Consider the following 23,827-nt stretch of genomic DNA (forward strand, 5'->3'; position numbering starts at 1 on the left):
CAACATTTAGGAAAAACAGGTTGGACAGTTCAACGTTTACTCAGAATAATTCAAGTGAATTTGTTTGAAAGAAGAACTTTAAAAGCTTTATTTTCACCCGATAAAATACCCATAAAACAAGAGGAAGTTCATTTGAGCTTCCTCTTGTGAAAAATTGTGGGACAGCAATGGGGCACTCTCTCCTTTTTCAAAGGAGGATTGGAGAGAATAAAATTACTTCAATAACGGCTTTAAGAATTTCCCTGTATGTGAAGCCTTAACTTTCACAACATCTTCCGGAGTACCTTCCGCGATAATCATACCGCCACCAGCACCACCTTCAGGGCCAAGGTCTACCACCCAGTCTGCAGTCTTGATCACATCCAAGTTATGTTCAATCACAACAATGGTATTCCCTTTATTGCGTAGCTCATGCAGGATGTCCAGCAGCTTGGCAATATCATGGAAATGCAGACCAGTGGTTGGTTCATCCAGGACATACAGGGTTTTGCCGGTATCCCGTTTGGCCAGTTCACGTGCCAGTTTGACACGCTGTGCTTCGCCACCAGAAAGCGTCGTTGCTGACTGACCCAAACGGATATAACCCAGACCGACCTGATGCAAGGTTTCCAGACGACGATGAATCACTGGAATCGCATCAAAGAAATGCATGGCATCTTCAACGGTCATCTGCAATACATCAGAAATATTCTTGCCTTTGTAGTTCACTTCCAGCGTTTCACGGTTATAACGCTTGCCATGACAGGCGTCACACGGCACATACATATCCGGCAGAAAGTGCATCGCTACCTTGATCATGCCATCACCTTCACAGGCCTCACAGCGCCCACCTTTCACGTTAAACGAGAAACGGCCAGCGGTATAACCACGTGCTTTGGCTTCCTGAGTCTGTGAAAACAGTTCACGAATTGGAGTAAACAAACCGGTATAAGTCGCTGGATTCGAACGTGGTGTACGCCCAATCGGGCTCTGGTCAATATCAACCACTTTATCCAGAAATTGCAGACCATCAATTGAGTCAAACTTCTCAGCAGTCAGCGTGGTTGCACCATTCAGCTGAGTCGCTGCCAGTGGCAACAGAGTCCGGTTAATCAACGTAGATTTACCAGAACCTGAAACACCGGTGACACAAGTCATGATTCCCAATGGAATGGTCAGATCGACTTTCTTCAGGTTATGCCCGGCAGCACCCATCAATTTGATCTGTTCTTCCGGTTTTGGTGGCTGAACCCGTTTTTTCGGCACTTCAATTTTCAGTTTGCCAGACAGATATTTACCGGTCAGGGAATCTTTATTTTTAGCGAGTTCCTGATAGGTTCCTTCTGCAATCACATGACCGCCATGCACACCGGCACCCGGACCAATATCAATAATATGGTCTGCAGCACGAATTGCATCTTCATCATGTTCGACCACTAAAACGGTATTACCGAGATCACGCAGACGAATCAGGGTTTGTAACAGGCGATCATTATCACGCTGATGCAGACCAATCGAAGGTTCATCCAGCACATACATCACGCCCATGAGGCCAGCACCAATTTGTGAGGCCAGACGGATACGCTGTGCTTCACCACCAGACAGGGTTTCAGCAGAACGGGACAGGCTCAAATAGTTCAGACCGACAGATACCAGGAAGTGCAGACGCTCACGGATTTCCTTAAAAATCTTGTCCGCAATTTCACCACGCGCACCTTCCAGATTAATACCCTGATAATAGCTCTCGGCATCGCCAATCGACATGCGAGTAACGTCGGCAATGGTCTTGTCCAGAATTTTCACATTACGTGAGATTTCATTCAAACGTGAACCATCACAAGCATCACAAGCGGCATTGGATAGATACTGCGCCAGATCATCACGCACATAATTGCTTTCAGTTTCGCGGTAACGGCGTTCCAGATGCGGCAAGATACCTTCAAATGGCATCACCCGGTTATGACGACGACCACGTTCATCAATATAGCTCAGGTCAATTTTTTCTTTGCCGGTACCGTAAAGGAATTTCTTCTTGGTGTTGGCATCCAGTTCATTCCAAGGCGTTTCCAGAGAAAAACCAAAATGCTCAGCTACTTTTTGCAGCATGCCATAATAATATGGACGCTGACGATCCCAGCCACGAATCGCACCTTGGCTGATGCTGACTTCCTGATTGGGAATCAGTTTGTCCGCACTGAAATGGCTGCGGGTACCCAGACCATCACAGACCGGGCAGGCACCAAAGGGATTGTTAAATGAAAACAGGCGTGGCTCCAGTTCAGCCACAGCGCGGTCACATTCCGGACAGGAGTGTTTGGCAGAAAATACGCGATCATCATTTTCACCTTTCATCCAGGACAGGATCGCAATATCTCCACCGAGACGCAGTGCAGTTTCAAAACTTTCTGCAATCCGGTTACCGAGATCATCACGTACCTTAAAGCGGTCAACCACGACTTCAATAGTATGTTTTTTCTTTTTGTCCAACTCGGGTGGTGGATCAATTTCCATGATCTCGCCATCAACACGCGCACGCACAAAGCCTTGGCTTTGCAGTTGCTCAAATAACGCTGTGTACTCACCCTTACGTTCTCGCACGACAGGCGCTAACAATAACAGCGCAGTGCCTTCTTCCAGTTCTTTAACCGCATCGACCATTTCAGTTACGGTCTGTGCCACCATGGGCAGATCGTGTTCCGGACAGTAAGGTGTACCTACGCGTGCATAGAGCAGACGTAAATAGTCATAGATTTCGGTAATGGTACCTACAGTCGAACGCGGGTTATGGCTAGTCGATTTCTGTTCGATAGCAATGGCTGGGCTTAAACCCTCAATCGAATCAACTTCCGGCTTTTCCATTTGCGAAAGGAATTGACGCGCGTAGGCAGACAGAGATTCTACATAACGGCGTTGACCTTCCGCATATAACGTATCGAATGCCAGTGAGGACTTACCTGAACCAGACAGTCCCGTAATCACCACAAACTTGTCGCGTGGAATATCAAGGTTCACATTTTTCAGGTTATGGGTACGTGCACCTCGAATACGGATGTGACTTTGGCTCATGCAATGATCCTAGAAAATTCATCAAAAACCTTTATATGATACCGAATGAAAAATGTTCAAGTGCAAATAAAAGTATTTTAAACGTCAAGTTGTGTCGGATATTGGTCAAAAGATCAGTACTAAAGCAACTGGGGGAAAATGTAGATTAGATTTGCTCTTTTCCAAACATCTAATGGATGAAATTTCATGATGCATAACTCCATCGAAATTAGCTTCACTTTCCATCATTTAGGGTTTGGCCTAAAAATAAAAAAGCCCTGTATTAAACAGGACTCAGTCAATAGAAACTAAAATTAATCATCCAGACCTAGCCATTGGCGTTGTTCATAAGCACTATCCCAGAACAGCCATTCCAGACGTGCTGCATGGGTATAGGCCTGATGCATTTTTTCCAGAGTATCAGCATCGACCCGCGCTGCCACCCGATCCACAGTAGCAATTACATTGCGTACCGCTGTATGAAAATCCTCACCGGCATAGGTATCAATCCAGGCCTGATACGGATTATTCGGCGCTGCCTTATCGACAATATCCTTACCCACTTCTGCATAGATCCAGAAACATGGCAAAAGGGCAGCTAGAACCACCGGATAACTTTCTGCCCAGGCCGTTGCCTGTAAATAAGAAGTGTAATGATGGCAGGCCAGAGTCAAAGGTGTATTTTCAAATTGGGTTTTGCTGATGCCAAAATCCTGCATAAAGCCATCATGCAGGCTGCGTTCGACCACAATGGCAGTTTTAGCGGCTTCACTGAACTGAATTACATCATCTGCTTCAAAAGCTTTGGCTGCACAGACCGCCAGCGCACGGCCATAGGCCAGTAAATAATGCGCATCCTGAATCACATAATGACTAAAAGCTTCACGGCTTAATGTTCCCTGCGCCAGCTGCTGGTTAAAAGGCAGCGCCAATGTCTTTTGATAAAGTCCGAGATTACGTTGCCATACGTCTTGAGAGAAACTCATACTGAAATCCTTAGCAGTTGAAGTCAAAATATCCAGCACTATAGCAAAGATGAATCTGTTTAAAAGATCAGCAAATCTGAAAAGCAGAAAATACCTAAAAATGGTTCAGGAAGTGCTTTGGTTTAGGCGGCAAAAGTTTCATAATTGGGACAACTTTGAGTCTTAGTATTTCTCTACGTTTAAAGAAATGCATTTAATGAAATTTATCTAAGGTCGATATATATGTTGAAACACTTTGGTTTCTCAATCGTATTTTCGATCGTGTGCCTTGGTTTGTCTGCTTACTGGGGATTCACCCATGGTCCGGAAGCGGGCCTGCAAACCATGTTCACAGCACTGACCATCACCGCTATTCTGGCGATTATGGAAGTGTCGTTGTCGTTTGATAACGCGGTTGTCAATGCATCCGTCCTGCGCGGTTGGGATCATTTCTGGAAAATGATTTTCCTGACGGTCGGGATTCTGGTTGCAGTTTTCGGGATGCGCCTGATTTTCCCGGTGGTCATTGTGGCCGTGACTGCGGATATGGGCTTTATGGAAGTGGTGCAGCTCGCCTTAAATGCACCAAAAGAATATTCGGCTAAACTGATGGCACATCATGCCGAGATTTCTGCCTTTGGTGGTGCCTTCCTGATGCTGGTATTTCTGAACTTCTTCCTGGATGAAGAAAAAGACACCCACTGGTTCCGCATGCTGGAACGCCGTCTGGCGCATCTGGCAAACGTTCCGGCGATGTCAGTCTTTATTACCCTGATTGCCTTATTAATCATGGATTTTCAGGTCGAAGAAGCAAAACGTCTGGATGTTATTCTGGCAGGGATCTGGGGAATCGTGATTTATATCGGGGTACAGGTCCTAAGCCATATGTTAGGTGGGGAACCGGAAGTAGACGAAGAGGGCAACGCCGTTCGTCATGATGCTGAAGGCGTACCGACTGGCGTGGTGAAAGCCGGCTTTGGTGGTTTCCTTTACCTAGAAGTACTCGATGCATCTTTCAGTTTCGACGGGGTAATCGGGGCCTTTGCGATTACATCTGACGTGGTAATCATCATGCTAGGCCTGGCCATCGGTGCGATGTTCGTGCGTTCGATGACTATTTACCTGGTCGATAAAGGCACGCTGGATGCCTATATCTATTTGGAACATGGCGCGCACTATGCGATTGGTGCTCTGGCATTTATCATGCTGGCAAGCAGTACCGGTGTACATATCCCTGAAGTGGTGACTGGTCTGATCGGTGTGGCTTTCATTATCTGGGCAGTCATTGCTTCGATCCAATATACCAAGCGTCAGTTATTAAAAGCAGGCAAATAGCCCCGTGATCGCTGAACAGAAGCGTAGCTCCGGCTACGCTTTTTTATCCATTGGAGCGTAAAACCTCGTGGTTCAGCACGAGGATATAAGCGACTGGAGTAAACCACATGAACGACACGAAATGTCGTTTTAAATACTTGTACTATAGTCACTATTAAGAAAAATACTGTTAAAATAATTGGATGAAGACACTCAAATTACGCATAAAAGACAAACATTGCAAGGTGCTAAATCAGTTAGCATCCGAAGTAAATTTTGTTTGGAATTATGTCAATGATTTGTGTTTTAAACATCTTCAAAAAAAACAACAATTCTTTTCAGCATACGATATTGCAAAATACACGAAAGGCACATCGAAAGAATGCAACTTGCACAGTCAAACTATTCAGGCAGTGACAGAAGAATTGGTCACAAGACGCAAGCAGTTCAAAAAAGCAAAACTAAAATGGCGTGTCAGTAATAAAAAATCAGCTAGACGTTCACTAGGTTGGATACCGTTTAAAAAGGTTGCAATCAAATATGCTGATGGCTGTGTTCAATATGGTAAACACCAATTCAAGTTATGGGATAGTTACGGTTTAAGTCAATACAGGGTTAAAACAGGCTCATTCGTTGAAGATAGCCGAGGCCGTTGGTATGTATGTCTTGTAGTTGACAATGCTAAAACAGAGAAAACCACCGCTAAAACCTCAATTGGCATAGATTTAGGTTTAAAAGATTTAGCCACTTGTTCAGATGGTGTAAAACTTAAAGCCCCTCAAATCTATCGGAAATATGAACAAAAACTTGGTATTGCTCAACGTGCAAAAAATAAAAAACGAGTGAAAGCAATTCACGCCAAGATTAAAAATGTAAGACAAAACATGCTGCATCAATTCAGCCATAAACTAGTAAAAGAACATGCAGCAATCTTCGTTGGCAATGTGAATGGCAAAGCATTAGCGCAAACCAAACTAGCCAAGTCTGTGTTAGATGCCAGTTGGACAACACTAAGAACCATGCTCAAGTATAAATGCGAGAACGCAGGGGTATGGTATGAAGAAGTCAATGAAGCCTATACCACCCAAACTTGTTCGTGCTGTGGCTCACGCTCCAGTAGTCCGAAAGGTAGAGCAGGTTTAGGAATAAGAGAGTGGCAGTGTGGTGAGTGTGGTAGCTCATGGGATCGGGATGTAAATTCCGCACTGAATATTCTTGCGCTCGGGCATGAGCGTCTAGCAGTAGGAATCCCCTTGCTAAAGGTTGGGGGAGGATGTCAATTTTCAGATAGTCCTCATCTTTATTTCAAATAAAATTCATGCATTCCTTTGAGCGGAATGGCCTATAATCTACGCATCAAGATTAACTAACTCGATCGCCAGACTTTATGATGAATGCCTTAGAACGTCGCTCGACCTTTGCCCTGAGCAGTATTTTCGCACTGCGCATGCTGGGGTTGTTTATGATCATCCCTGTATTCTCGGTAGCAGGGCAGTCATATGAATATGCTACGCCGGCACTGATTGGTCTGGCGGTGGGTATTTATGGCCTGACACAGGCCATTTTACAGATTCCGTTTAGCCTGATTGCAGACCGCTATAGCCGTAAGCCACTGGTGGTTTTGGGCTTGTTGCTATTCGCTCTAGGTGGTGCGATTGCTGCAATGTCTGACACCATTTATGGCGTGATCATCGGTCGTGCGATTGCGGGTGGTGGAGCAGTTTCAGCAGTGGTAATGGCCTTACTGGCCGATGTGACCCGCGAAGAAAACCGCATGAAAGCCATGGCGGTGATGGGCATGAGTATCGGCCTGTCCTTTGTGGTGGCCTTTACCATGGGGCCGTGGGTGACAGGACTGGTCGGCATTTCCGGTCTGTTCTGGGTGACCACCGTAATGGGCTTGGCTGCGATTGCGATGTTGTTGATGGTCCCTAAAGTTACCCGTCATCATAAAAATTTTCAGCAGGGCTATCTGGAGCAGCTAAAACAGGTCCTGAAAATGGGGGATCTGAACCGTCTGCATATTTCAGTATTTACCCTGCATTTGCTGCTCACAGCCATGTTTATTTATGTGCCATCGCAACTGATTGAAGTTGCTGAACTGCCATTATCGAGCCATGGTTGGGTCTATCTGCCGCTGCTGGTCGTCAGTCTGTTTTTTGCCTTCCCGAGCATTGTACTGGCAGAGAAATATCGCAAGATGCGCAGTATTTTCCTGACAGCAATTGGCGGGATTATTCTGGGTCTGTTGATCATGATTTTTGGCTTTGAATCCAAATATGTGCTGATCGGTGGATTAGGTTTATTCTTTATTGCCTTTAACGTCATGGAAGCCTTATTGCCCTCATGGTTGTCCAAAGCAGCCCCGATTCAATCTAAAGCCACTGCGATGGGCGTGAATGCCAGTAGTCAGTTTCTGGGCGCGTTTTTTGGCGGGATTATCGGTGGACAATTGTTGTTACTCAACAACACTTCGCTCGGTTGGAGTATTTTATCGGCAATTGCTATAATTTGGCTGCTCATGAGTTTTGGGTTGGCTCAACCACGCTATCTTTCATCGCTCGTGCTTCGTCTGCCAGAGAGTAAACAAACAGATGAATGGACTTCTCAACTTTTGGCGATTCGTGGTATTGAAGAGGTTGTGGTCATGTCTGAACAGCAAGTCGCCTTTGTCAAGGTCGATAAACAGCAGGTTGATGATGTTTCGCGACAACAATTAACGCACTTGTTAGGTAAAGAGGTAGCCATTTAAACATAACTCTTATAAAGTAAAATATAGAAATAAATAGGAAGTGTACGTCTGATGCGTGGTGTTAATAAGGTCATTTTAGTTGGTACTTTAGGTCGAGATCCTGAGACCAAAACTTTCCCAAATGGTGGTTCTCTCACTCAATTCTCTATCGCAACCAGCGATTCATGGACTGATAAAAATACGGGCGAACGTAAAGAGCAAACCGAATGGCATCGTATTGTGCTGCATAACCGTTTAGGTGAAATTGCACAGCAATATCTGCGCAAAGGTTCTAAAGTTTATATCGAAGGTTCATTACGTACCCGTCAATGGACAGATCAAAGCGGTCAAGAACGCTACACAACGGAAATCCGTGGTGAGCAAATGCAAATGCTGGATTCTGGTCGTCCACAAGGCGAGCAAGGCGATAACGGTTTTAACCAGCCACGTTTTAATAACAATAACCAGGGTGGCGGTTATGGCAATAATCCTCAAGGTGGTTATGGCTCAGCTCCTCAGCAAGGTGGTTTTAACAATAATCAGGGCGGTGGTTATGGCAACAATAACCAAAATAACCAGGGTGGTTATGCGCCGAAGTCTGCACCTGCTCCAGTAGCAGCGCCTGCAGCTGATCTGGATGATGATCTTCCATTTTGATCCCGATATTAGAAAGGTAAATCATCATGAAAACCCGCCATTTGGCGGGTTTTTCATATCTAGGTTCTTCTATTTTTTCACGGACACCCACATGGTGATCACTGCCCGAAATATGACTTCTTCTGCAGTATCTTTAATTTCTACATTGACCAGATAATCGCTGCCTTCGTTCCATATAAAGTTAGGCTCGGCGGGTGTCGCAATCGCGATCAGATCAGTAGTGGCTTTTTTGACATATTCGACCTGCATACCCTTGGGAATCCAGCGATGAGTTTTCGGAACGGTTGCATCGGTCATGGTGCCGCCTGCCAGTTCAGCCATGTTACACATGGCAATCGCGTGTACAGTGCCTAAATGGTTCAGCACGGCACGATGTTTCTGCACAATATTCAGGCTTTAAATCTTCAAACAGTGGAGAAATACTGCCGAAATAGGGTGCTTTTAGACAAAGTAATTTAGAAAAAAGATATTTACCGGCTGGCTTATTTTCTAGGCTTTTCCAGATTTTTAGGGCTTGGCTCATATATAACTTCCTGTATATTATTTTTAATCAGAATAATATTCTCATACAGAATATTATTCTGTATTAGCACATCTGACAAAAACCAGACATCAGGCTGCCAGCCTGCTTTCAAAAATAGAGAGGATTTAAATATTAAAAATGCAAAACATGGAATTGCTGGAAAGGATTTTTAAGGGAAGACGGGCTTTACTCAAACGTCAGATTCTGGAATGTGCATTGACAGAGTTTCTGCGTACAGGCATTGCTGCGACTACGATTGAAATGATCCGTGATCAGGCCGATACCAGTATCGGGGCGATCTACCATCATTTTAAAAACAAGGAAGGGATCATTGCAGCACTGTATATTTCAGCACTTACAGATCAGTCGGAGCAGCGTTTGCAGGCTTTGTCACAAGTTCAGGGTATTGAACGAGGTATACAGGCAGTGATTCAGAGTTATATCGATTGGGTTGTAGCATATCCTGATTTTGCCCGCTTTCTTTATGCCGCGCATCATACAGTTCAAAATAGTGACTTCAAAGAGGAATTGCAGCAGTCGAATCAGCAGCGCAATCAGGAATTAAAACAATGGCTGGCTCAGCAGGCAGATATCAGTCAATTACAAGCTATTCCCTTAGAACTGCTTATGTCACTGATCATTGGACCCACTGAAAGTTATTGTCGGAGCTGGTTATCTAGTCGAGTCCACGCCTCTCCTAAACACTATGCAGCAGCCTTGGCAAAATCGGCCTGGAAATCTATACAGCATTTTCAAGAAAGTAAAACCGTCAAAATCGATTAAACAAATCAGAAAGATAAAAATAAAAGGAACTATAAATCTAAAAAACCGATAGTTTTAATAAAAAGTTACGGTTTTACCTATTGGTGATTTTTGCGTATTCTTAACTACATCAAATGAACACACACTTTCACGAATAGATAGGAATAGACTTATGAGTTTAATCAATACTGAAGTTAAGCCATTCAACGCAACTGCTTACCACAATGGCCAATTTATTGAAGTGTCTGAGCAAGACATGAAAGGCAAATGGTCTGTAGTATTTTTCTATCCTGCTGACTTCACATTTGTTTGTCCAACAGAATTAGGCGATCTTGTTGATCAGTATGCTGAATTCCAGAAACTGGGCGTAGAAATCTACTCAGTATCTACCGACACGCACTTCACGCACAAAGCTTGGCACGATACTTCTGACGTGATTGGTAAAATCCAGTATCCAATGATCGGCGATCCAACCTGGACTTTGGCGAAAAACTTTGAAGTGCTGATTGAAGCTGATGGTCTGGCGGATCGTGGTACTTTCGTGATCGATCCAGACGGTAAAATCCAGATCGTTGAAATCAACGCGGGCGGTATCGGTCGTGACGCGCAAGAACTGCTTCGTAAAGTAAAAGCGGCTCAATATGTACACGCTCACCCAGGTGAAGTATGTCCTGCAAAATGGAAAGAAGGTGAAGCGACTCTTGCTCCTTCAATCGACCTGGTCGGTAAAATCTAATTCGATAACACTTTATCGAAATTAAAAAACCCAGCCCTCAGCGCTGGGTTTTTTATTATCTACTGCTCATGACTACCTAAATTAACGTCTTATAGCAAAGCTAAAGTTATAAGTAGCTACACAGAAATCTAAGAGTCGAACCGTCTTATATTTGAAATACTGCATTCTAGAAGTACGGTATTGATGACTGCTGATAAAGCTTAAAATGGCTGCATGTTCATCCTATTGTGTATAGGAGTAAAAGATGAAAAAAATTATTGGTGTTTACCGTAATCAAAACATGCACTGGGTTGGTGACGGCTTCCCGGTGAAAAACCTGTTTTCTTATGACCGTTTGGGGCAGGCCATTAGTCCATTTTTATTGCTGGATTATGCAGCGCCGTATCACTTTGCGCCAACCACTGAGCAGCATGGTGTAGGTTCACATCCGCATCGTGGTTTTGAAACTGTAACCTTGGCTTATCAGGGTGCAGTGACCCACCAGGACTCCAGTGGCGGTGGCGGTACGATTCAGACCAGCGATGTGCAGTGGATGACAGCGGGTGCAGGGGTGGTGCATGAAGAATTTCATTCTCCAGATTTTGCGCAAAAGGGCGGCCTGTTTGAAATGGTTCAACTCTGGGTCAACTTGCCAGCCAAAGACAAAATGACCGCGCCACGTTATCAGGCCATTACTGCAGCTGAGATTCCACGGATTGAAATGGATGAAGGTGCAGGACATATCCGGGTGATTGCCGGAGAATTCGGAGGTCATCATGGCCCTGCGCATACCTTTAGTCCGGTGAATGTCTGGGATGGCGAGCTAAAAGCGGAGTATGAAACTACGTTGCATGTACCTACCGGACATAATGCTTTGCTGGTTGTACTGGCGGGTGAGCTGGTGGTAAATGGCAGTCAAAAAGTCCTGGATAGCTCTATTGTGATGTTTGCGCGCGATGATGATCCTGAAATTCAGCTACAGGCCGATCAGGACACTAAATTTTTGCTTTTGACCGGTGAGCCGCTGAATGAACCTATTCAAGGCTATGGCCCATTTGTAATGAATACCAAGGAAGAAATTATTCAGGCATTTCAAGATTTTAATCAGGGTAAATTTGGTGAAATCGCGGTACAGGCCGAATAATACAGTCAGTCTTAAAACAAAGAAGCCTCTGCACAAGCAGAGGCTTTTTTTTCTAATGCGCTGGAATTTCTTGTCGTTTTTACGAGTTTCTTGGATAAATTCATTTTGTTTATCTCTATGAATTTATCTCTTTCTTGTGCTGCATATTATAGAGTGTTTTGCGGTCTTTGTAAACCGATGATTAAAAAATCGGTTAATTAAATCATTTGTTTTTTAAAGATTTATTTTTAAATATTTAAATATAATGGCGGTTTAAGTTACTCTATATAAAGACGTTTTTTGCTATTCAAAAAATGTAATTTATTTGTAAAGTTACGTTAACTCAGACTTACGAAAAAAAAGTATTCTGGAAGATTTTAATAACCTATTTGCCGAAAGCATGGTTCATAATTTCTTTTAGTTTTTCAATGACGGATGATCAGATTGGATATCGCAGTAATTGGTAGTGGCATGGCTGGACTGGCTACTGCCAGAATTCTTCAGGACGCAGGACATCGCATTACTATTTTTGAAGCGCTTCAAGGTCGCGGCATGGACAGTCATAGTCTCGAATTTGAAGGAGGCCTCATTGACGCACCTTTACGTGTGATGAATCCTTATCTGTGGAAAAATACCTTAAGTCTGGCGACTCATCTGGGCATTAAAACTTACCCGGTACGTACCTATATGGCCTGTAGCTGGCTGTTTGAAGACCGGGTAGAAACCTGGCTAACCACGTCACGTAGCCGGATTGGCAATATTCCGATTATCAATAACCGCAAAGGCATCCAGCAATATGGCTGGCGTCTGGTTAAAGGTTTGCTGCAACTCAAAACAGCCTTGGCAAAATTCTTTAAATCCAAAAATCAGGACATCAGCCTGGCAGAATTTATCAATCGCAATGAGATTGAAGAAGTGTTCTGGCATGGTGCGGTGATGCCGGTGCTGTATACCATCTGTACCTGTAATCCAAAAACCATTGGTGAATGGCCAGCCAAACCTTTATTGATTTTCCTGCGTCAGCTAACGGATGGTGATGCCTTATTACGTATGCAGGGCGGTACTCCGGCTTTGGTAGACAAGCTGATTGAAGGCATTCACATTGAAAGTGGTGCGCCGATCGTTTCGGTAAAAGAGCAGGGCGACAAAGTACTGGTAGAAAATGCAGCGGGTCTGTCGAAAACCTTCGATCGCGTGGTGGTTGCGACACCAACCAATCATATTGATGAATTCCTGGATCATGAACAGTTTGGCCGTGATATCGAGCTGTTAAAGAAATTCAAATTTGAACAGGGTGAATTGGTCATTCACCGCGATAGCAGCGTGATGCCACCGAAACGTAAGGATTGGGCTGTACTCAGCTATATGATGGATCGCAAGTTTACCCGTCAGCAATTTACGGTTTGGCTGAATGCGGTTGAACCGAGTCTAGTGGGTAAATCACCAGTATTCCAGACCTGGCGTCCTGTGACTGAGATTGATCCGAAAAAAGTGATTTCATCAGTGACCTTGACCCGTGCGGTAGTAGATGCCAATACCATCGCCCTCAATAAAGAATTACAGCATCGTCATCTGGAAATGAACCGTAAAGTGTTCTACTGCGGCTCATGGTCATCGGACGGTTTACCAATCTTGGAATCTGCAGTGACTTCTGCCATGAAAATTGCTGCAATTATGGGAGCACCGTTGCCATTTGAAGGACTTAAACCTAAGATCGAGGTAGCACCCCAACTCGGTTATTGATTGATGCAATGGTTTCAGGCACTTCGTCAGCGTCTTCCTCAACATAAATATGCAATTGATGCTTCGTTGCTGGGAGACCAGTCGCAGTTGCCCTGGAGCAATCTGGGTTATTGGCGGGAAGGGCAGCAGGATTATGTAGCTGCCTGTCGAACTTTGGCCGACCATTTGGCAGAAATGGTCGGTTTAAATTCAAAGGATAAATTGCTGGATCTGGGCTGTGGCCAGGGTGCCAGCCTGTTGCACTGGCAGCAACACTATCAGGTGCAATATCTGGCCGGTGTAGAACTTCAGCCTGCTTGTGTGGCGAATATTCAGCAACATTTACCTAATCTCAATGCCATCTATCCGGCTTCTTTCCTGCGTTTAAAAGACATGCATTTTTCCCAGCGCTTTGATGTGGTGCTATGTCTGGATGCTGCCTATCATAGTTCCGTTCCCGAACTTCTAGATCAGGTACGCAGTGTTTTGAACACCAATGCACGGATTGGCTTTCATCATCTGATCTTGTCTGAAAAATGGAACAGCTTGAATGCGCTGCAAAAGCGTAAATATCAGTTTCTGCTGACATCCGCCGATGTCAATTTAAAAAACCTGATGTTGAAAAATGAGCTTTATCATTGTTTGGAAAATTTTGAATTTAAGAATATTCAGATTGAAGATCTGTCCGAAGCGGTATTTTCAGGTTTTGCTGATTATGTAACGCAGAATTTAAATTCAAAGGACTTGAAACAGAAAGGCAAAAGACTGGATCAGTTTAAACTTCAGATGACGGCAAAGCTTTGTCGGAAGTTATATCAGGATGGGATCGTGCGATATGTACAGGTGACAGCGCAGGCGATCTGAAGACTAGAGACAAGCTAGATAAAAATACCAAGTCCAGAAACATCAAAGCCTCACTAAAAAGCGAGGCTAAGAAAATGGTGCCGGCACACGGATTCGAACTGTGGACCTACTGATTACAAGTCAGTTGCTCTACCAACTGAGCTATGCCGGCGTTGTGGAGTGCATTTTACAGATTTTTCTTAAGGGCGCAAGCCAAAAAATAACCGTTCAATCTTATAACCAATTTTTTATTGCTGATCATTGAATCATCTTCACTCAGGCATCTACATTTAAATCATGAAATTGCCCATATCAGTGATATGGGCAAGGATAAGGGGTTGATATTTAAAATCTATTATGAGTGAGTTAAAAGGGAATTATCTGCTTTTGAGTATCCGATCCAGGTCTTGTGCGCATTCCTCTAAAGTAAAGGCCATATCAAACTGCATTTGAGGTTTGAGTTCTTGAGCAAGACTTCTCCACTGTTCAATTAATTTTAGGGCTTTTTGAATCTTATGTTTGTTGACGTCTTTGGCAATGGTCGGGGTATAACCACCGCGTTTGGCATTTTTTATCTGTTTCATGTAGTTTGCGCTGTTATTCATGTCCACTCTCCGAATAGCAGTGTTTCCACTTTTTTCTAACCCAAATAAGGAAGACTCAAGCAATAACGTTTTCTATCTTTAGGTTTTTATTCTCCTTTTATCCTGTTTTGATTCCACCATAACATAGCGATGATGACAATGAAATTAAGCTATTTTTATGCCAGTTTTTGTCTCCATCATATAAATAAACTAAAAGAAGAACATAAAGTTAAGAAAGTAATAAAAATGGATATATCATGGTTTTATCCAGAGAATTTATTTCAATATATCCCAGCCTATATCCTTACATCTTTAAATCTATCAAAAGAAAAGGCAAGCAATACTCATCTCAAAAATAACCAGTAAAATGAATTATCCTTTTTCAATTCATCTGTCCAAGATGCTCACTTTTAAGGTTTTAGACTATAAAAAAAGCCCAATATAAAATTGGGCTAGGGCTTAAGGCTCGACTTCTAGCGGATCACCATCTTCAGGACGAAGATGACGTGTGCCATCATCCGCAGGATCTACACTTGATCCATCTTTGGTGATCGGGTTGTACATTTCATCCTCTTTTTTATCGTCAGTGAACTCTTCATCTTCGAAATCCAGAGGCTCGTTATCATCATCAAAATTTAGGGGTTTTTCATCATCTTTCATAGCGATCCATCATTTTTTACCAAGATAGGATCATGCTCGAATATTCCTCAGTGTCATTCAACAGCCATCCGGCATCATTTATGTAACTTGTATAGTTATTCTTTTATTTTTAATCCATTCCCTAATAATTTCGGCAAAAAAAAAGGCTTAAATCCTTTAGGATTAAGCCTTCTAATGCACCTTCTAAGACATCATGTGGCTACATGATAATGAATTTTGGCGGTGAGAGTGAGGAAGCTAGGTTTTATAATTAAGTATTTGAATGTTATAAATATTATTGACTATTTTCCCACAAAAATACCCTCAAACAAAATAATAATTGAGTTTTTTGATCAATTAGGTTGGGGAAATTATAATTAGATACATGATTACTCTTTAGTCCCAAAAGCTTAATTGATCAACGCTGATCATATTACACTACATTTCTGCCATTTCATCAGATATAATTTTTTCTATTGTTTCATAGGTTTGATGAGCTATTTGTTCAGCATGAGGCGTAGCTAAATCTGCTCCAACTTTATTAGGAATATAAAAATTATTATTCATTCTTTCTATAATAGCTTCATTCTCAAAGAATTCATCTGCTGGAAGTCCAGCATCTGCTCCTGAATCATTAATATATTTTCCAGCCAAGTCTAAATACAAACATTTTTTTGATTTTTGAAATGTAATATAGCAATTCGAGATAAGATCTTTAATTCCTATAATTCCACTTTCTTTAAAAGTATCATACACTTGTTTGGACGATGTCTTAATTTCTGCAGGATTAGGTTGTAAGTAATATAATAGTCCAGTTTCGTATGTGGACATCGCTCTTTCATCAGTAACTGTATTGGCTTCATCACTTTCTGCATAAACTTCTTCACTATCATTCATTAACTCTGAATCAGCTAGGCTGTAATCTTCTTCAATTCCTGTCGCCTCTACCGCAGCGGCATCTGCTGCTGCTTCAGCTTCTTCAGCAGCCTCTCTTGCCTCTTCAGCAGCTAGAATTGCTTCTACATCGGATTTATCCGATAAACTCTGCATATATGAGTTTGCTACAATTACAATTATGAAAATCAAAGCTAATGCAATACAAGTACTACCTATTTGTATGAAAACTTTTTTCTTTGAAATTATCCAATTTTTAAATTTTATAAAAGGGGAGAAAATAGAAAAGCTATTTGGGACATCAATGGAGATATTCATTTTGAAACTTTTAGAATCAGCTTCTTGGCTGTTGTCTTTTGAGCCGTTAGTGGAGTTGGTTTTATTTTGCTGTTCAAAAGCTGCTCTTTGAGCTCGCATAAACTCTTCTTGTTCCTTCTTCTTAATATATTCTTCTTGTTGCTGCTTACGTCGGGCTTGTTCTGTAAGAAATTGATCATAATTTTTACGTTTAATTGGATCGATTAAAGTTTCATATGCTTCTCTAATTTTAATCATTATTTCATTTGCATCATTACCTTTATATCGATCTGGATGATATTTTTGAGCCAACCCTTTATATGCAAGCTTAATAATTTCTTCTGGTGCATCTTGAGAAATATGCAATATTTCATATAAATTCATAAATTATTTCTTTCATAAATTAATTTTAATTAAGGCATTAGACCCCCTCTAATGCCTTAAAACTTAATATTCAAATATCCAGCTTCGGTAAAGCCTTCACTATCTCCCTCGTTTCAAAACTGATCATAATCACACGCAAGAACAGTTCAAGCGGGTATAAATTTGAATGACTATGACATTTTTGTCGTCCATTCCTTAGAGAATGAAGGCTGATACCCGCAAATATACCCGCAAAAGTGCGGGTATTCTACTGTTATGCTATGGAGTGTATTAGATAATAAAAAAGGCCTAAACCTTTTAGATTTAAACCTTTTAGGACTGCATACGATTGCATGAGTATAAAATTTGGCGGTGAGAGAGGGATTCGAACCCTCGATACGCTATAAACGTATACACACTTTCCAGGCGTGCTCCTTCAGCCACTCGGACACCTCACCATGGCCGTGGATGATATAGAAAAAAAGCCACTCTGCCAAGCTTGAAACAATTGATTTGCGGAAAAACTTTGAGCGCAGTGTTATGATTCGCAAAAATGCTTGTTAAAAACGAAGACGATATATGCAAAGCACTGCACAGAAAGCAGCTCTCCCGGTAATTACGCTGGCTGCGCTTGGGGTTGTTTTTGGAGATATTGGAACCAGTCCATTGTATGCACTACGCCAATGTTTTCTGACGTCGCACCTTGCCATTAGTGAAGCTTCGGTGTTGGGCATTTTGTCCTTGATCTTCTGGTGCATCATGCTGACGGTGAGCTTCAAATACGTCACCATTATCATGCGTGCCGATAACAACGGTGAGGGCGGGATCATGTCCTTGCTGGCTCTCAACTTGCGAACCACACGTATTTCTGATGACAAGAAAATTTACCTGATTGCGCTCGGCTTTATTGGGGCATCGCTGTTTTTTGGTGACGGGATCATTACCCCGGCGATTTCCGTATTATCTGCAATTGAAGGGCTGAGTATTGCCACACCTGTGTTTAATCAATGGTTAGAGCCTTTATCGATCGGGATTATTGCGGGACTCTTTCTGGTACAACGTCATGGCACTGGAACCATGGGCAAATTTTTTGGTCCGTTGACTTTACTGTGGTTCCTGTCAATTGGTGGTTTCGGTTTGTGGAGTATTATCCAGACCCCGACAGTACTGGCCATGGTGAATCCATACTGGGCCTATCATTTTGTGGTCGATCAGCCTTTTGTAGCCTTCTTGACCATGGGGGCCGTAATTCTGACCATGACCGGAGGTGAAGCCATTTATGCCGATATGGGGCATTTTGGTCGTCTGCCGATTCGTCTGGCCTGGTTTATTATTGTGTTACCCTGTTTGTTACTGAATTATGCTGGGCAGGGCGCGTTGTTGCTGCGCCGTCCTGAAGCACTGGAAAATCCTTTCTATATGCTGCTTCCGGAATGGGGCTTATATCCAATGATTGGTCTGGCAACAGCAGCTGCTGTGATTGCTTCACAGGCGGTCATTACCGGGGTATTCTCCATGGTGAATCAGGCCATTCAACTGCGCTATTTACCGCGTCTGAGCGTAAAACATACCTCAGCCGAAGAGCGTGGCCAGATTTATCTGCCCTTCATTAACTGGATGCTGTTTATTTCCGTAGTGATTCTGATTTTACTCTTTGAAAATAGCGCCCGCTTAGCGAGTGCTTATGGGGTCGCAGTCACCATGACTATGCTGTGTGGTACCATTTTAATCAGCATTCTGGCTTATGGTTTCTGGCGCTGGCCAATCTGGAAAGTAGTGTTATTTGCCACACCATTCCTGATGCTGGATCTGGTTTTTGTAGCCTCAACTTCTTTAAAAATTGCATCAGGTGGCTGGGTGCCGATCCTGCTCGGGGCGGCATTATTTACGATTCTGATGACCTGGAAAGATGGTCGTGCACTGGTCTTGAACCGTCTGGAAAAAGATGCGCTACCAATTGACCTGTTTATTAAGAGTATCTCAATTGGGGGAGGCACCAAGTTTGTGCCGGGTGAAGCGATTTTCCTGACCGGAACTCCGACCATTGTGCCGCATGCGATGTTGCACAATATCAAGCACAACAAGGTGCTACATGAGCGCAATATTCTAGTGACGGTTATTACCCGGGATATTCCTTTTGTAGGCGATGAAGAACGCATCAAACTGGAAAAACTCAGTGAACATTTTTATCGAGTCACGATGTATTACGGGTTTAAGGATCAGCCAAATATCCCGGAAGCATTGCAACATGCGTATGCAGAATGGGGCTTTGAATATGACCTGATGCAGATCAGTTTCTTTATCTCCCGGGAACGGATTATGCATACGGTGGGAGAGGGAATGGCACCCTGGCGGGAAAAACTGTTTGTTTCCATGCAGCGTAATACCAGTCCGGTCAGCGACTTCTACCAGATCCCGACCAACCGGGTGGTTGAACTGGGTAGCCAGATCGAGATGTAAAAATAGAAAAACCAGAGCTAGGCTCTGGTTTTTTTAGGGGAGAGAAATTTAGAAAGCTTTATAACAAATTATTGTTCTGTTGCTTCTGTCTCAATCGGCATTTCAGGGGCGGCGTTTAAAGGTGCATCTACCGCAGGATCAGCTTCAGCTTCTACTGCAATTTCAGTTTGCTCAGTCATCGCAGCCGCTTCAGGTGCAGCAGCTTGCTGTTCTTCAAGAGCTGGTTGCTCTACAGCTTCACCCATAGTCATTTCCTGTTCTGTAGCAGGGGCTGCTGGTTCAGACTCAAGATTGGCTGGAGCTGGATTGGTATCCGGCATTTCTGGTTGTGCAACAGGTGCATCAGGCATGCCTGGTGTTGGCATTGGCTGATTTGGCATTGATTGTTGTGGCTGCTGGCCTGGCTGAGCAGGTGCAGACATTGGCTGGTTTACCAGACGGATCTGTCCAGAGTTCACCAGGCTTTCCAGTGAGGCTTGCTGACCATTTACAGTGGTACTAATTTTAGCTTTAGATAAGCTTTCAAGTGTTTCACCCGCTTGTACAGGAGGCTCAGCGAATGCGCCGGCACTGATCACACTTGTAAATATTCCGAGACCTAATAACTTAGATAGTTTGGAATTCATAAATTAACTCCATTGCTAATAATTGTACGTAATTTGAGTAGTCAAATAGCTTTGCACACTCAAGACGAGGTCACAATCAAAGCTACTTAAAGGTTAAAAAACCGCGCTGAAAGCTCACTAAAAAAACGACACTTTGTTACAAGATTTAAGAATATAGGGGTAGATTGTGTAATTATTAGGCAAATAAAGAGGGTAAGATATACTTCATATACATGGCTTGTTAAGCTCGCAAAACCCCCGATTTTGATCTTAAAAGCACGTGTAGCATGGCAAAGAAGCAGCGTAAGTCGAAGAATTCAGTTTTTCAGTTTTTTAATGAAAATAGCGTGAAAGTGATCTTGGCAATGGTCGCTTCCGGGAGTTTTGCGATTGCGTTTGGCCAGGAAAAAATCAGTCAGTGGATTTCTCTGCCTTCTACATCGAATTCGAGCTGTCTGGAACAGTTTTACCGGGACATCCCGCCATACTTAATGAAAGACAGCCTGAAAAAAGACAGTTATTCACTGTGTTTTAATGGCTTTAATGTGGGTTATTCTGGGGTATCCAAAACGCCACTATGGGTGGCGGAGGCCTTAACACCGAAGCGTCTGAGCCAGAAAATTCCACGTGAAGACAATTTCCATGAAGAAACACGACTGAGTGCTGCTCATCGCGCGACTTTGGCTGACTACCGGGGTTCAGGCTATGACCGAGGCCATATGGCGCCAAATGCAGATATGCCAAATAAAGCTTCACAGTCTGACAGTTTCTCGCTGGCCAATATGGTCCCGCAGGCACCAAAGAACAATCAGCAGGTTTGGCGTGAGCTGGAAGAAGCAACCCGTGCCATTGTGACCAAGCAGAAGCAGGACGTATATGTAGTGACCGGGCCGGTCTTTGCTGCCAAAAAGCTGAAAACTATTGGCAAGGGTGTAATTGTACCAACTGCCGTGTATAAAGCGATCTACATGCCGAAAACTGGTGCCATTGGTGCCTACTATGCACCTAATGATAATTCGCTCAAGGTTCGCATTGTCAGTGTCTGCTATCTGGAAGAGCAGCTCGGCATTAACCTGTTTCCTCAGTTAACTGAAGAACAGAAACGTAATACCTATCATCTGCCGTTGACTGCAAATGCCGTGAAGGCCAACCAGAAAATTGCCTATTCCAACTGGGACGCAGAAAGCCAGTGTGCTGAAGACGTGCCAAAAGAAGATCTGGAAAAACTGCAGCGTGAGTTCAAACCGTCGGCTTCAAGTTCGGCCAGTACAAGCAATACCAGCTCATCAGTTAATAAGAACGGGATCGATCATGATACCCAGGACACGATTGTTAAACAGCTGATTGAGGCCTTGTTGCAATACATCCTGCAGCTGCTGAAATAGTGAAAAGGAGCTTGCTGTAAAAAGCAGGCTTCAGGTAGCATGCTGAAGACAGGTGAGTAAAAATAATAAAACAGAGTAGAAATTAATGTTTAAAGCATTTGAAAATGGAACCGAATCGCATGCGATTCATGATCTGACAGTTGAGAATGATCTGGACCGTGTCAGTCTGTATGGCAATCTGCAAATTACTAAAGACCAGGCTGGTCTCAAGGCGGCCAAAGTTTTGCAGGCACTGTTAAATGATATTGTGCAGCAACTCGAAGAAACACCGGATCTGCCAGAAAAAATTGAACGCAATGATGCAGATGAAATTGAAAATCCATTTTTATAGAAATTTCTTAATCACTATTCTGGCTAGAAAAAAGCTTCTTTAATGAGGAGCTTTTTTATTTTATTCAAACTTTTAAATCTGATATGGGACATTAATCTCTGCGGTAGCAGGATAGTCCAGAAATTTTTCCTGCACCTGGGTTTTTAGATATTCTGAGCGCCATTGTTGTGGTGTTTGAGCCGTCCACTGCTTGAAGGCACGCTGAAATGCGCTCTGCTCAGAATAGCCAAGCAGCATGCTGATTTCCTGCAGACTCAGATGAGGGTCTTTCAGATATTGCATGGCCATCATGCAGCGGATTTCCTGCATACGCTGCTGATAGGTCTGACCCTGTTTTTGCAGGTAACGTTGTAGCTGACGTACAGAAAAATTCATCTGTTTGGCGATATGTTCAATCTGGAACATATTTTTCTGCAGACCCACCAGAATCGCCTGTTGCAAGCGCTGATCAATCTGGGTGGAGTTCGGAAGTTTTTCCAGCACCGCTTCTGCCTGTTGCATCAGTAATTTCTGTAAGGTCTGATCACCTTTCTTTAAAGGCGTAGACATTTCACTCACAGGAATCAATACCTGATTTTTGGCCTGTCCAAAACGGACCTTGCAGCGGAAATACTGTTCATAGACCGCAATATTTTTATTGACCGGATGCTGAAAATGGACTTCATGCAGATGCAGTTGATGCTGGTCAAGAATGCTTGAGCGAATAAATTCAGTCATGAGCGCGATAGCAATCTCATCTGTGAGTTGCGTACTCACTTTAAACGGAATCTCGCTCCAGGAAATGGACAGGTAATCTCGATCCAGACTGACCTGTAAAGGACTGCCATCATAGATCAGGCGATGATAGTCATGATAACGCATAAAGGCTTCGCCCAGCGTTTCACTGGATAATGCCAGATAGCCAATAATACCCAGATGTTTGGCCTGCACCAGTTGCGCGATTTCCAGGCCGAGTGCCGGCCGCTGCAACTCCTGGTCCAGCTGGCTGAGCAGATCGCGCCAGAGAATATAATCAAAACGCTCCAGGTTCTGGATCGCAAATAATTTCTTGGGGATGTCCAGTTGTTTGAGCTGGTAATAGTCCAAAAGCAAATGTCCTAAACCACCATATACCGAACCGACATAATCTTGGGGAACGTGCATTTTTTAATTCTTTTGTTCTGTCGTTTTTTGTCAATGATATTGAAATTATCGGTCAATATCTAGCCCTTTGTTTGACCTATAGTGTAAACAAACAGGGAGGAAAAGATCATGTGGAAAGGCTTTCTAGCAGGACTGGTCGTAGCCAATGGCTTTGAATGGTTTGCGCATAAATATGTGCTGCATGGTACGCATCGAGCAGGGCAGACGCGTTATAGCCCAGTGCCGGACAGCATGCGTTCACATTGGGAACATCATCGTGAAGTTCGCAAGACCAGATTTTCTGATTATGCCTATGTGGAAGGTTTGAAAAACTGGCGAATCCGCAATGAAATCGGTTCACTGGCCGTCGCAGCAAGCGTATTCGGGCTGGCTTTTTATCCCTTGTCCAAAGGTATGTTTTTGGCCACGCTGTATAGTGCAGGCAATTATTTTTATATGCATCGGCGGGCACATCTGGAGCCAGAATGGGCCAGAAAAAAAATTCCCTGGCATTATGATCACCATATGAATAGTAACCAAGACGCCAACTGGTGTGTAACCAAGCCCTGGTTTGATTATTTAATGGGAACCCGGGTGATTTCCTCAGCAGATTTACAGGAGAAAAATCCCCTTGGTATTGTCTTGCCGGAACAGATCTCTATGCGCTTAACCCACTTAACCCAGCGTTATTTCCCGGCTAAATGGGCTAAAGATCGTGATTAAATAACTTAAAATTCGAGTAATCTGCCACATAAAATGTTAACCATT

The 23,827-nt window shown here is 43.3% G+C and carries 20 protein-coding genes, 2 tRNA genes and 2 pseudogenes; 14 read left to right on the forward strand and 10 right to left on the reverse strand.

The annotated features are described in order from the left end of the window. A pseudogene (locus FTV18_RS08165) lies at positions 1 to 150 on the forward strand (IS4 family transposase); the annotation flags it as partial. A 63-nt stretch (positions 151 to 213) separates the two neighbouring features. Here FTV18_RS08165 and uvrA read toward each other — a convergent pair. Both uvrA and tenA read right to left on the reverse strand, forming a co-directional pair. After that, the gene (gene uvrA / locus FTV18_RS08170; protein WP_180017535.1) at positions 214 to 3,045 is read right to left on the reverse strand and encodes an excinuclease ABC subunit UvrA; all 2,832 of its coding nucleotides are present in this window, start codon (positions 3,043 to 3,045) and stop codon (positions 214 to 216) included. A gap of 293 nt (positions 3,046 to 3,338) precedes the next feature. Further along, positions 3,339 to 4,010 (reverse strand): thiaminase II, encoded by a 672-nt coding sequence (gene tenA / locus FTV18_RS08175; protein WP_180017533.1) that lies wholly within the window; start codon positions 4,008 to 4,010, stop codon positions 3,339 to 3,341. A gap of 222 nt (positions 4,011 to 4,232) precedes the next feature. On the opposite strand from tenA, the gene FTV18_RS08180 reads away from it, so the two are divergent. From FTV18_RS08180 to ssb, 4 genes are all read left to right on the forward strand, one after another. Then, positions 4,233 to 5,324 (forward strand): DUF475 domain-containing protein, encoded by a 1,092-nt coding sequence (locus FTV18_RS08180; RefSeq protein ID WP_004781554.1) that lies wholly within the window; start codon positions 4,233 to 4,235, stop codon positions 5,322 to 5,324. 182 nt (positions 5,325 to 5,506) lie between these two features. After that, complete coding sequence (locus FTV18_RS08185; RefSeq protein WP_180017530.1) at positions 5,507 to 6,616, forward strand: RNA-guided endonuclease TnpB family protein; 1,110 nt, start codon at positions 5,507 to 5,509, stop codon at positions 6,614 to 6,616. A 74-nt stretch (positions 6,617 to 6,690) separates the two neighbouring features. After that, the gene (locus tag FTV18_RS08190; RefSeq protein ID WP_034170221.1) at positions 6,691 to 8,055 is read left to right on the forward strand and encodes an MFS transporter; all 1,365 of its coding nucleotides are present in this window, start codon (positions 6,691 to 6,693) and stop codon (positions 8,053 to 8,055) included. Positions 8,056 to 8,106: 51 nt separating this feature from the next. Next, on the forward strand, positions 8,107 to 8,691 hold the full coding sequence (gene ssb / locus FTV18_RS08195) for a single-stranded DNA-binding protein (protein ID WP_004781559.1): 585 nt from the start codon (positions 8,107 to 8,109) through the stop codon (positions 8,689 to 8,691). A gap of 69 nt (positions 8,692 to 8,760) precedes the next feature. Here the strand turns inward: ssb and FTV18_RS08200 are convergent. Beyond that, positions 8,761 to 9,214, reverse strand: a pseudogene (locus tag FTV18_RS08200) (hotdog fold domain-containing protein). A gap of 138 nt (positions 9,215 to 9,352) precedes the next feature. Between FTV18_RS08200 and FTV18_RS08205 the strand changes: the two are divergent. From FTV18_RS08205 to FTV18_RS08225, 5 genes are all read left to right on the forward strand, one after another. Next, entirely contained in the window at positions 9,353 to 9,997 is a 645-nt protein-coding gene (locus tag FTV18_RS08205) for a TetR/AcrR family transcriptional regulator (RefSeq protein ID WP_180012429.1), read from the forward strand. Between the two features lie 151 nt (positions 9,998 to 10,148). Beyond that, a complete protein-coding gene (gene ahpC / locus FTV18_RS08210) occupies positions 10,149 to 10,712 on the forward strand; it encodes an alkyl hydroperoxide reductase subunit C (RefSeq protein ID WP_180017528.1) in 564 nt (187 codons plus the stop codon). Between the two features lie 244 nt (positions 10,713 to 10,956). Next, entirely contained in the window at positions 10,957 to 11,835 is an 879-nt protein-coding gene (locus FTV18_RS08215; RefSeq protein WP_180012427.1) for a pirin family protein, read from the forward strand. Between the two features lie 414 nt (positions 11,836 to 12,249). Then, entirely contained in the window at positions 12,250 to 13,557 is a 1,308-nt protein-coding gene (locus FTV18_RS08220) for an FAD-dependent oxidoreductase (RefSeq protein ID WP_125279600.1), read from the forward strand. A gap of 3 nt (positions 13,558 to 13,560) precedes the next feature. Further along, on the forward strand, positions 13,561 to 14,400 hold the full coding sequence (locus tag FTV18_RS08225; RefSeq protein ID WP_180017543.1) for a cyclopropane-fatty-acyl-phospholipid synthase family protein: 840 nt from the start codon (positions 13,561 to 13,563) through the stop codon (positions 14,398 to 14,400). 75 nt (positions 14,401 to 14,475) lie between these two features. Here FTV18_RS08225 and FTV18_RS08230 read toward each other — a convergent pair. The 5 genes from FTV18_RS08230 to FTV18_RS08250 all read right to left on the reverse strand — a co-directional run bounded on the left by FTV18_RS08230 (position 14,476) and on the right by FTV18_RS08250 (position 17,614). Beyond that, positions 14,476 to 14,551 (reverse strand) — tRNA-Thr (locus FTV18_RS08230). Between the two features lie 205 nt (positions 14,552 to 14,756). After that, positions 14,757 to 14,984, reverse strand: coding sequence for a hypothetical protein (locus FTV18_RS08235; protein WP_004781576.1), 228 nt, complete (start codon positions 14,982 to 14,984; stop codon positions 14,757 to 14,759). A gap of 438 nt (positions 14,985 to 15,422) precedes the next feature. Further along, on the reverse strand, positions 15,423 to 15,623 hold the full coding sequence (locus tag FTV18_RS08240) for a hypothetical protein (protein WP_004781578.1): 201 nt from the start codon (positions 15,621 to 15,623) through the stop codon (positions 15,423 to 15,425). 417 nt (positions 15,624 to 16,040) lie between these two features. Further along, a complete protein-coding gene (locus FTV18_RS08245; protein WP_179991941.1) occupies positions 16,041 to 17,177 on the reverse strand; it encodes a J domain-containing protein in 1,137 nt (378 codons plus the stop codon). A gap of 346 nt (positions 17,178 to 17,523) precedes the next feature. Beyond that, positions 17,524 to 17,614: transfer RNA gene (locus tag FTV18_RS08250), tRNA-Ser, on the reverse strand. 121 nt (positions 17,615 to 17,735) lie between these two features. On the opposite strand from FTV18_RS08250, the gene FTV18_RS08255 reads away from it, so the two are divergent. Then, on the forward strand, positions 17,736 to 19,616 hold the full coding sequence (locus FTV18_RS08255; protein WP_005232606.1) for a potassium transporter Kup: 1,881 nt from the start codon (positions 17,736 to 17,738) through the stop codon (positions 19,614 to 19,616). A gap of 68 nt (positions 19,617 to 19,684) precedes the next feature. Here FTV18_RS08255 and FTV18_RS08260 read toward each other — a convergent pair whose 3' ends face one another. Next, positions 19,685 to 20,242 carry a hypothetical protein gene (locus tag FTV18_RS08260; RefSeq protein WP_180017526.1) on the reverse strand — a complete coding sequence of 186 codons (558 nt, stop codon included), beginning with the start codon at positions 20,240 to 20,242 and terminating at the stop codon, positions 19,685 to 19,687. Positions 20,243 to 20,508: 266 nt separating this feature from the next. Here FTV18_RS08260 and FTV18_RS08265 point away from each other — a divergent pair, with 266 nt between their 5' ends. Both FTV18_RS08265 and FTV18_RS08270 read left to right on the forward strand, forming a co-directional pair. Then, positions 20,509 to 21,606: a DNA/RNA non-specific endonuclease gene (locus FTV18_RS08265; RefSeq protein WP_180017525.1), complete on the forward strand. Its 1,098-nt coding sequence runs from the start codon at positions 20,509 to 20,511 to the stop codon at positions 21,604 to 21,606. Positions 21,607 to 21,691: 85 nt separating this feature from the next. Further along, positions 21,692 to 21,937: a hypothetical protein gene (locus FTV18_RS08270; RefSeq protein WP_180002502.1), complete on the forward strand. Its 246-nt coding sequence runs from the start codon at positions 21,692 to 21,694 to the stop codon at positions 21,935 to 21,937. Positions 21,938 to 22,009: 72 nt separating this feature from the next. Here the strand turns inward: FTV18_RS08270 and FTV18_RS08275 are convergent, their stop codons facing one another. Beyond that, on the reverse strand, positions 22,010 to 23,080 hold the full coding sequence (locus FTV18_RS08275) for an AraC family transcriptional regulator (RefSeq protein WP_180017522.1): 1,071 nt from the start codon (positions 23,078 to 23,080) through the stop codon (positions 22,010 to 22,012). Between the two features lie 108 nt (positions 23,081 to 23,188). On the opposite strand from FTV18_RS08275, the gene FTV18_RS08280 reads away from it, so the two are divergent. Next, positions 23,189 to 23,782: a hypothetical protein gene (locus FTV18_RS08280; protein ID WP_179991945.1), complete on the forward strand. Its 594-nt coding sequence runs from the start codon at positions 23,189 to 23,191 to the stop codon at positions 23,780 to 23,782. Positions 23,783 to 23,827: the final 45 nt, after the last annotated feature.

The organism is Acinetobacter sp. YH12241 (assembly GCF_013417535.1).
Classification (GTDB): domain Bacteria; phylum Pseudomonadota; class Gammaproteobacteria; order Pseudomonadales; family Moraxellaceae; genus Acinetobacter.

Bases quoted from the DNA above. Each gene is read 5' to 3' on its own strand.
- FTV18_RS08255 (WP_005232606.1), top strand. From the start codon at position 17,736: ATGCAAAGCACTGCACAGAAAGCAGCTCTCCCGGTAATTACGCTGGCT.
- FTV18_RS08270 (WP_180002502.1), top strand. From the start codon at position 21,692: ATGTTTAAAGCATTTGAAAATGGAACCGAATCGCATGCGATTCATGAT.
- FTV18_RS08280 (WP_179991945.1), top strand. From the start codon at position 23,189: ATGTGGAAAGGCTTTCTAGCAGGACTGGTCGTAGCCAATGGCTTTGAA.
- FTV18_RS08180 (WP_004781554.1), top strand. From the start codon at position 4,233: ATGTTGAAACACTTTGGTTTCTCAATCGTATTTTCGATCGTGTGCCTT.
- FTV18_RS08245 (WP_179991941.1), bottom strand. From the start codon at position 17,177: ATGAATTTATATGAAATATTGCATATTTCTCAAGATGCACCAGAAGAA.
- ssb (WP_004781559.1), top strand. From the start codon at position 8,107: ATGCGTGGTGTTAATAAGGTCATTTTAGTTGGTACTTTAGGTCGAGAT.
- FTV18_RS08185 (WP_180017530.1), top strand. From the start codon at position 5,507: ATGAAGACACTCAAATTACGCATAAAAGACAAACATTGCAAGGTGCTA.
- FTV18_RS08215 (WP_180012427.1), top strand. From the start codon at position 10,957: ATGAAAAAAATTATTGGTGTTTACCGTAATCAAAACATGCACTGGGTT.
- uvrA (WP_180017535.1), bottom strand. From the start codon at position 3,045: ATGAGCCAAAGTCACATCCGTATTCGAGGTGCACGTACCCATAACCTG.
- FTV18_RS08265 (WP_180017525.1), top strand. From the start codon at position 20,509: ATGGCAAAGAAGCAGCGTAAGTCGAAGAATTCAGTTTTTCAGTTTTTT.
- FTV18_RS08240 (WP_004781578.1), bottom strand. From the start codon at position 15,623: ATGAAAGATGATGAAAAACCCCTAAATTTTGATGATGATAACGAGCCT.
- FTV18_RS08260 (WP_180017526.1), bottom strand. From the start codon at position 20,242: ATGAATTCCAAACTATCTAAGTTATTAGGTCTCGGAATATTTACAAGT.
- FTV18_RS08235 (WP_004781576.1), bottom strand. From the start codon at position 14,984: ATGAATAACAGCGCAAACTACATGAAACAGATAAAAAATGCCAAACGC.
- ahpC (WP_180017528.1), top strand. From the start codon at position 10,149: ATGAGTTTAATCAATACTGAAGTTAAGCCATTCAACGCAACTGCTTAC.
- FTV18_RS08190 (WP_034170221.1), top strand. From the start codon at position 6,691: ATGATGAATGCCTTAGAACGTCGCTCGACCTTTGCCCTGAGCAGTATT.
- FTV18_RS08205 (WP_180012429.1), top strand. From the start codon at position 9,353: ATGCAAAACATGGAATTGCTGGAAAGGATTTTTAAGGGAAGACGGGCT.
- FTV18_RS08275 (WP_180017522.1), bottom strand. From the start codon at position 23,080: ATGCACGTTCCCCAAGATTATGTCGGTTCGGTATATGGTGGTTTAGGA.
- FTV18_RS08220 (WP_125279600.1), top strand. From the start codon at position 12,250: ATGATCAGATTGGATATCGCAGTAATTGGTAGTGGCATGGCTGGACTG.
- tenA (WP_180017533.1), bottom strand. From the start codon at position 4,010: ATGAGTTTCTCTCAAGACGTATGGCAACGTAATCTCGGACTTTATCAA.
- FTV18_RS08225 (WP_180017543.1), top strand. From the start codon at position 13,561: ATGCAATGGTTTCAGGCACTTCGTCAGCGTCTTCCTCAACATAAATAT.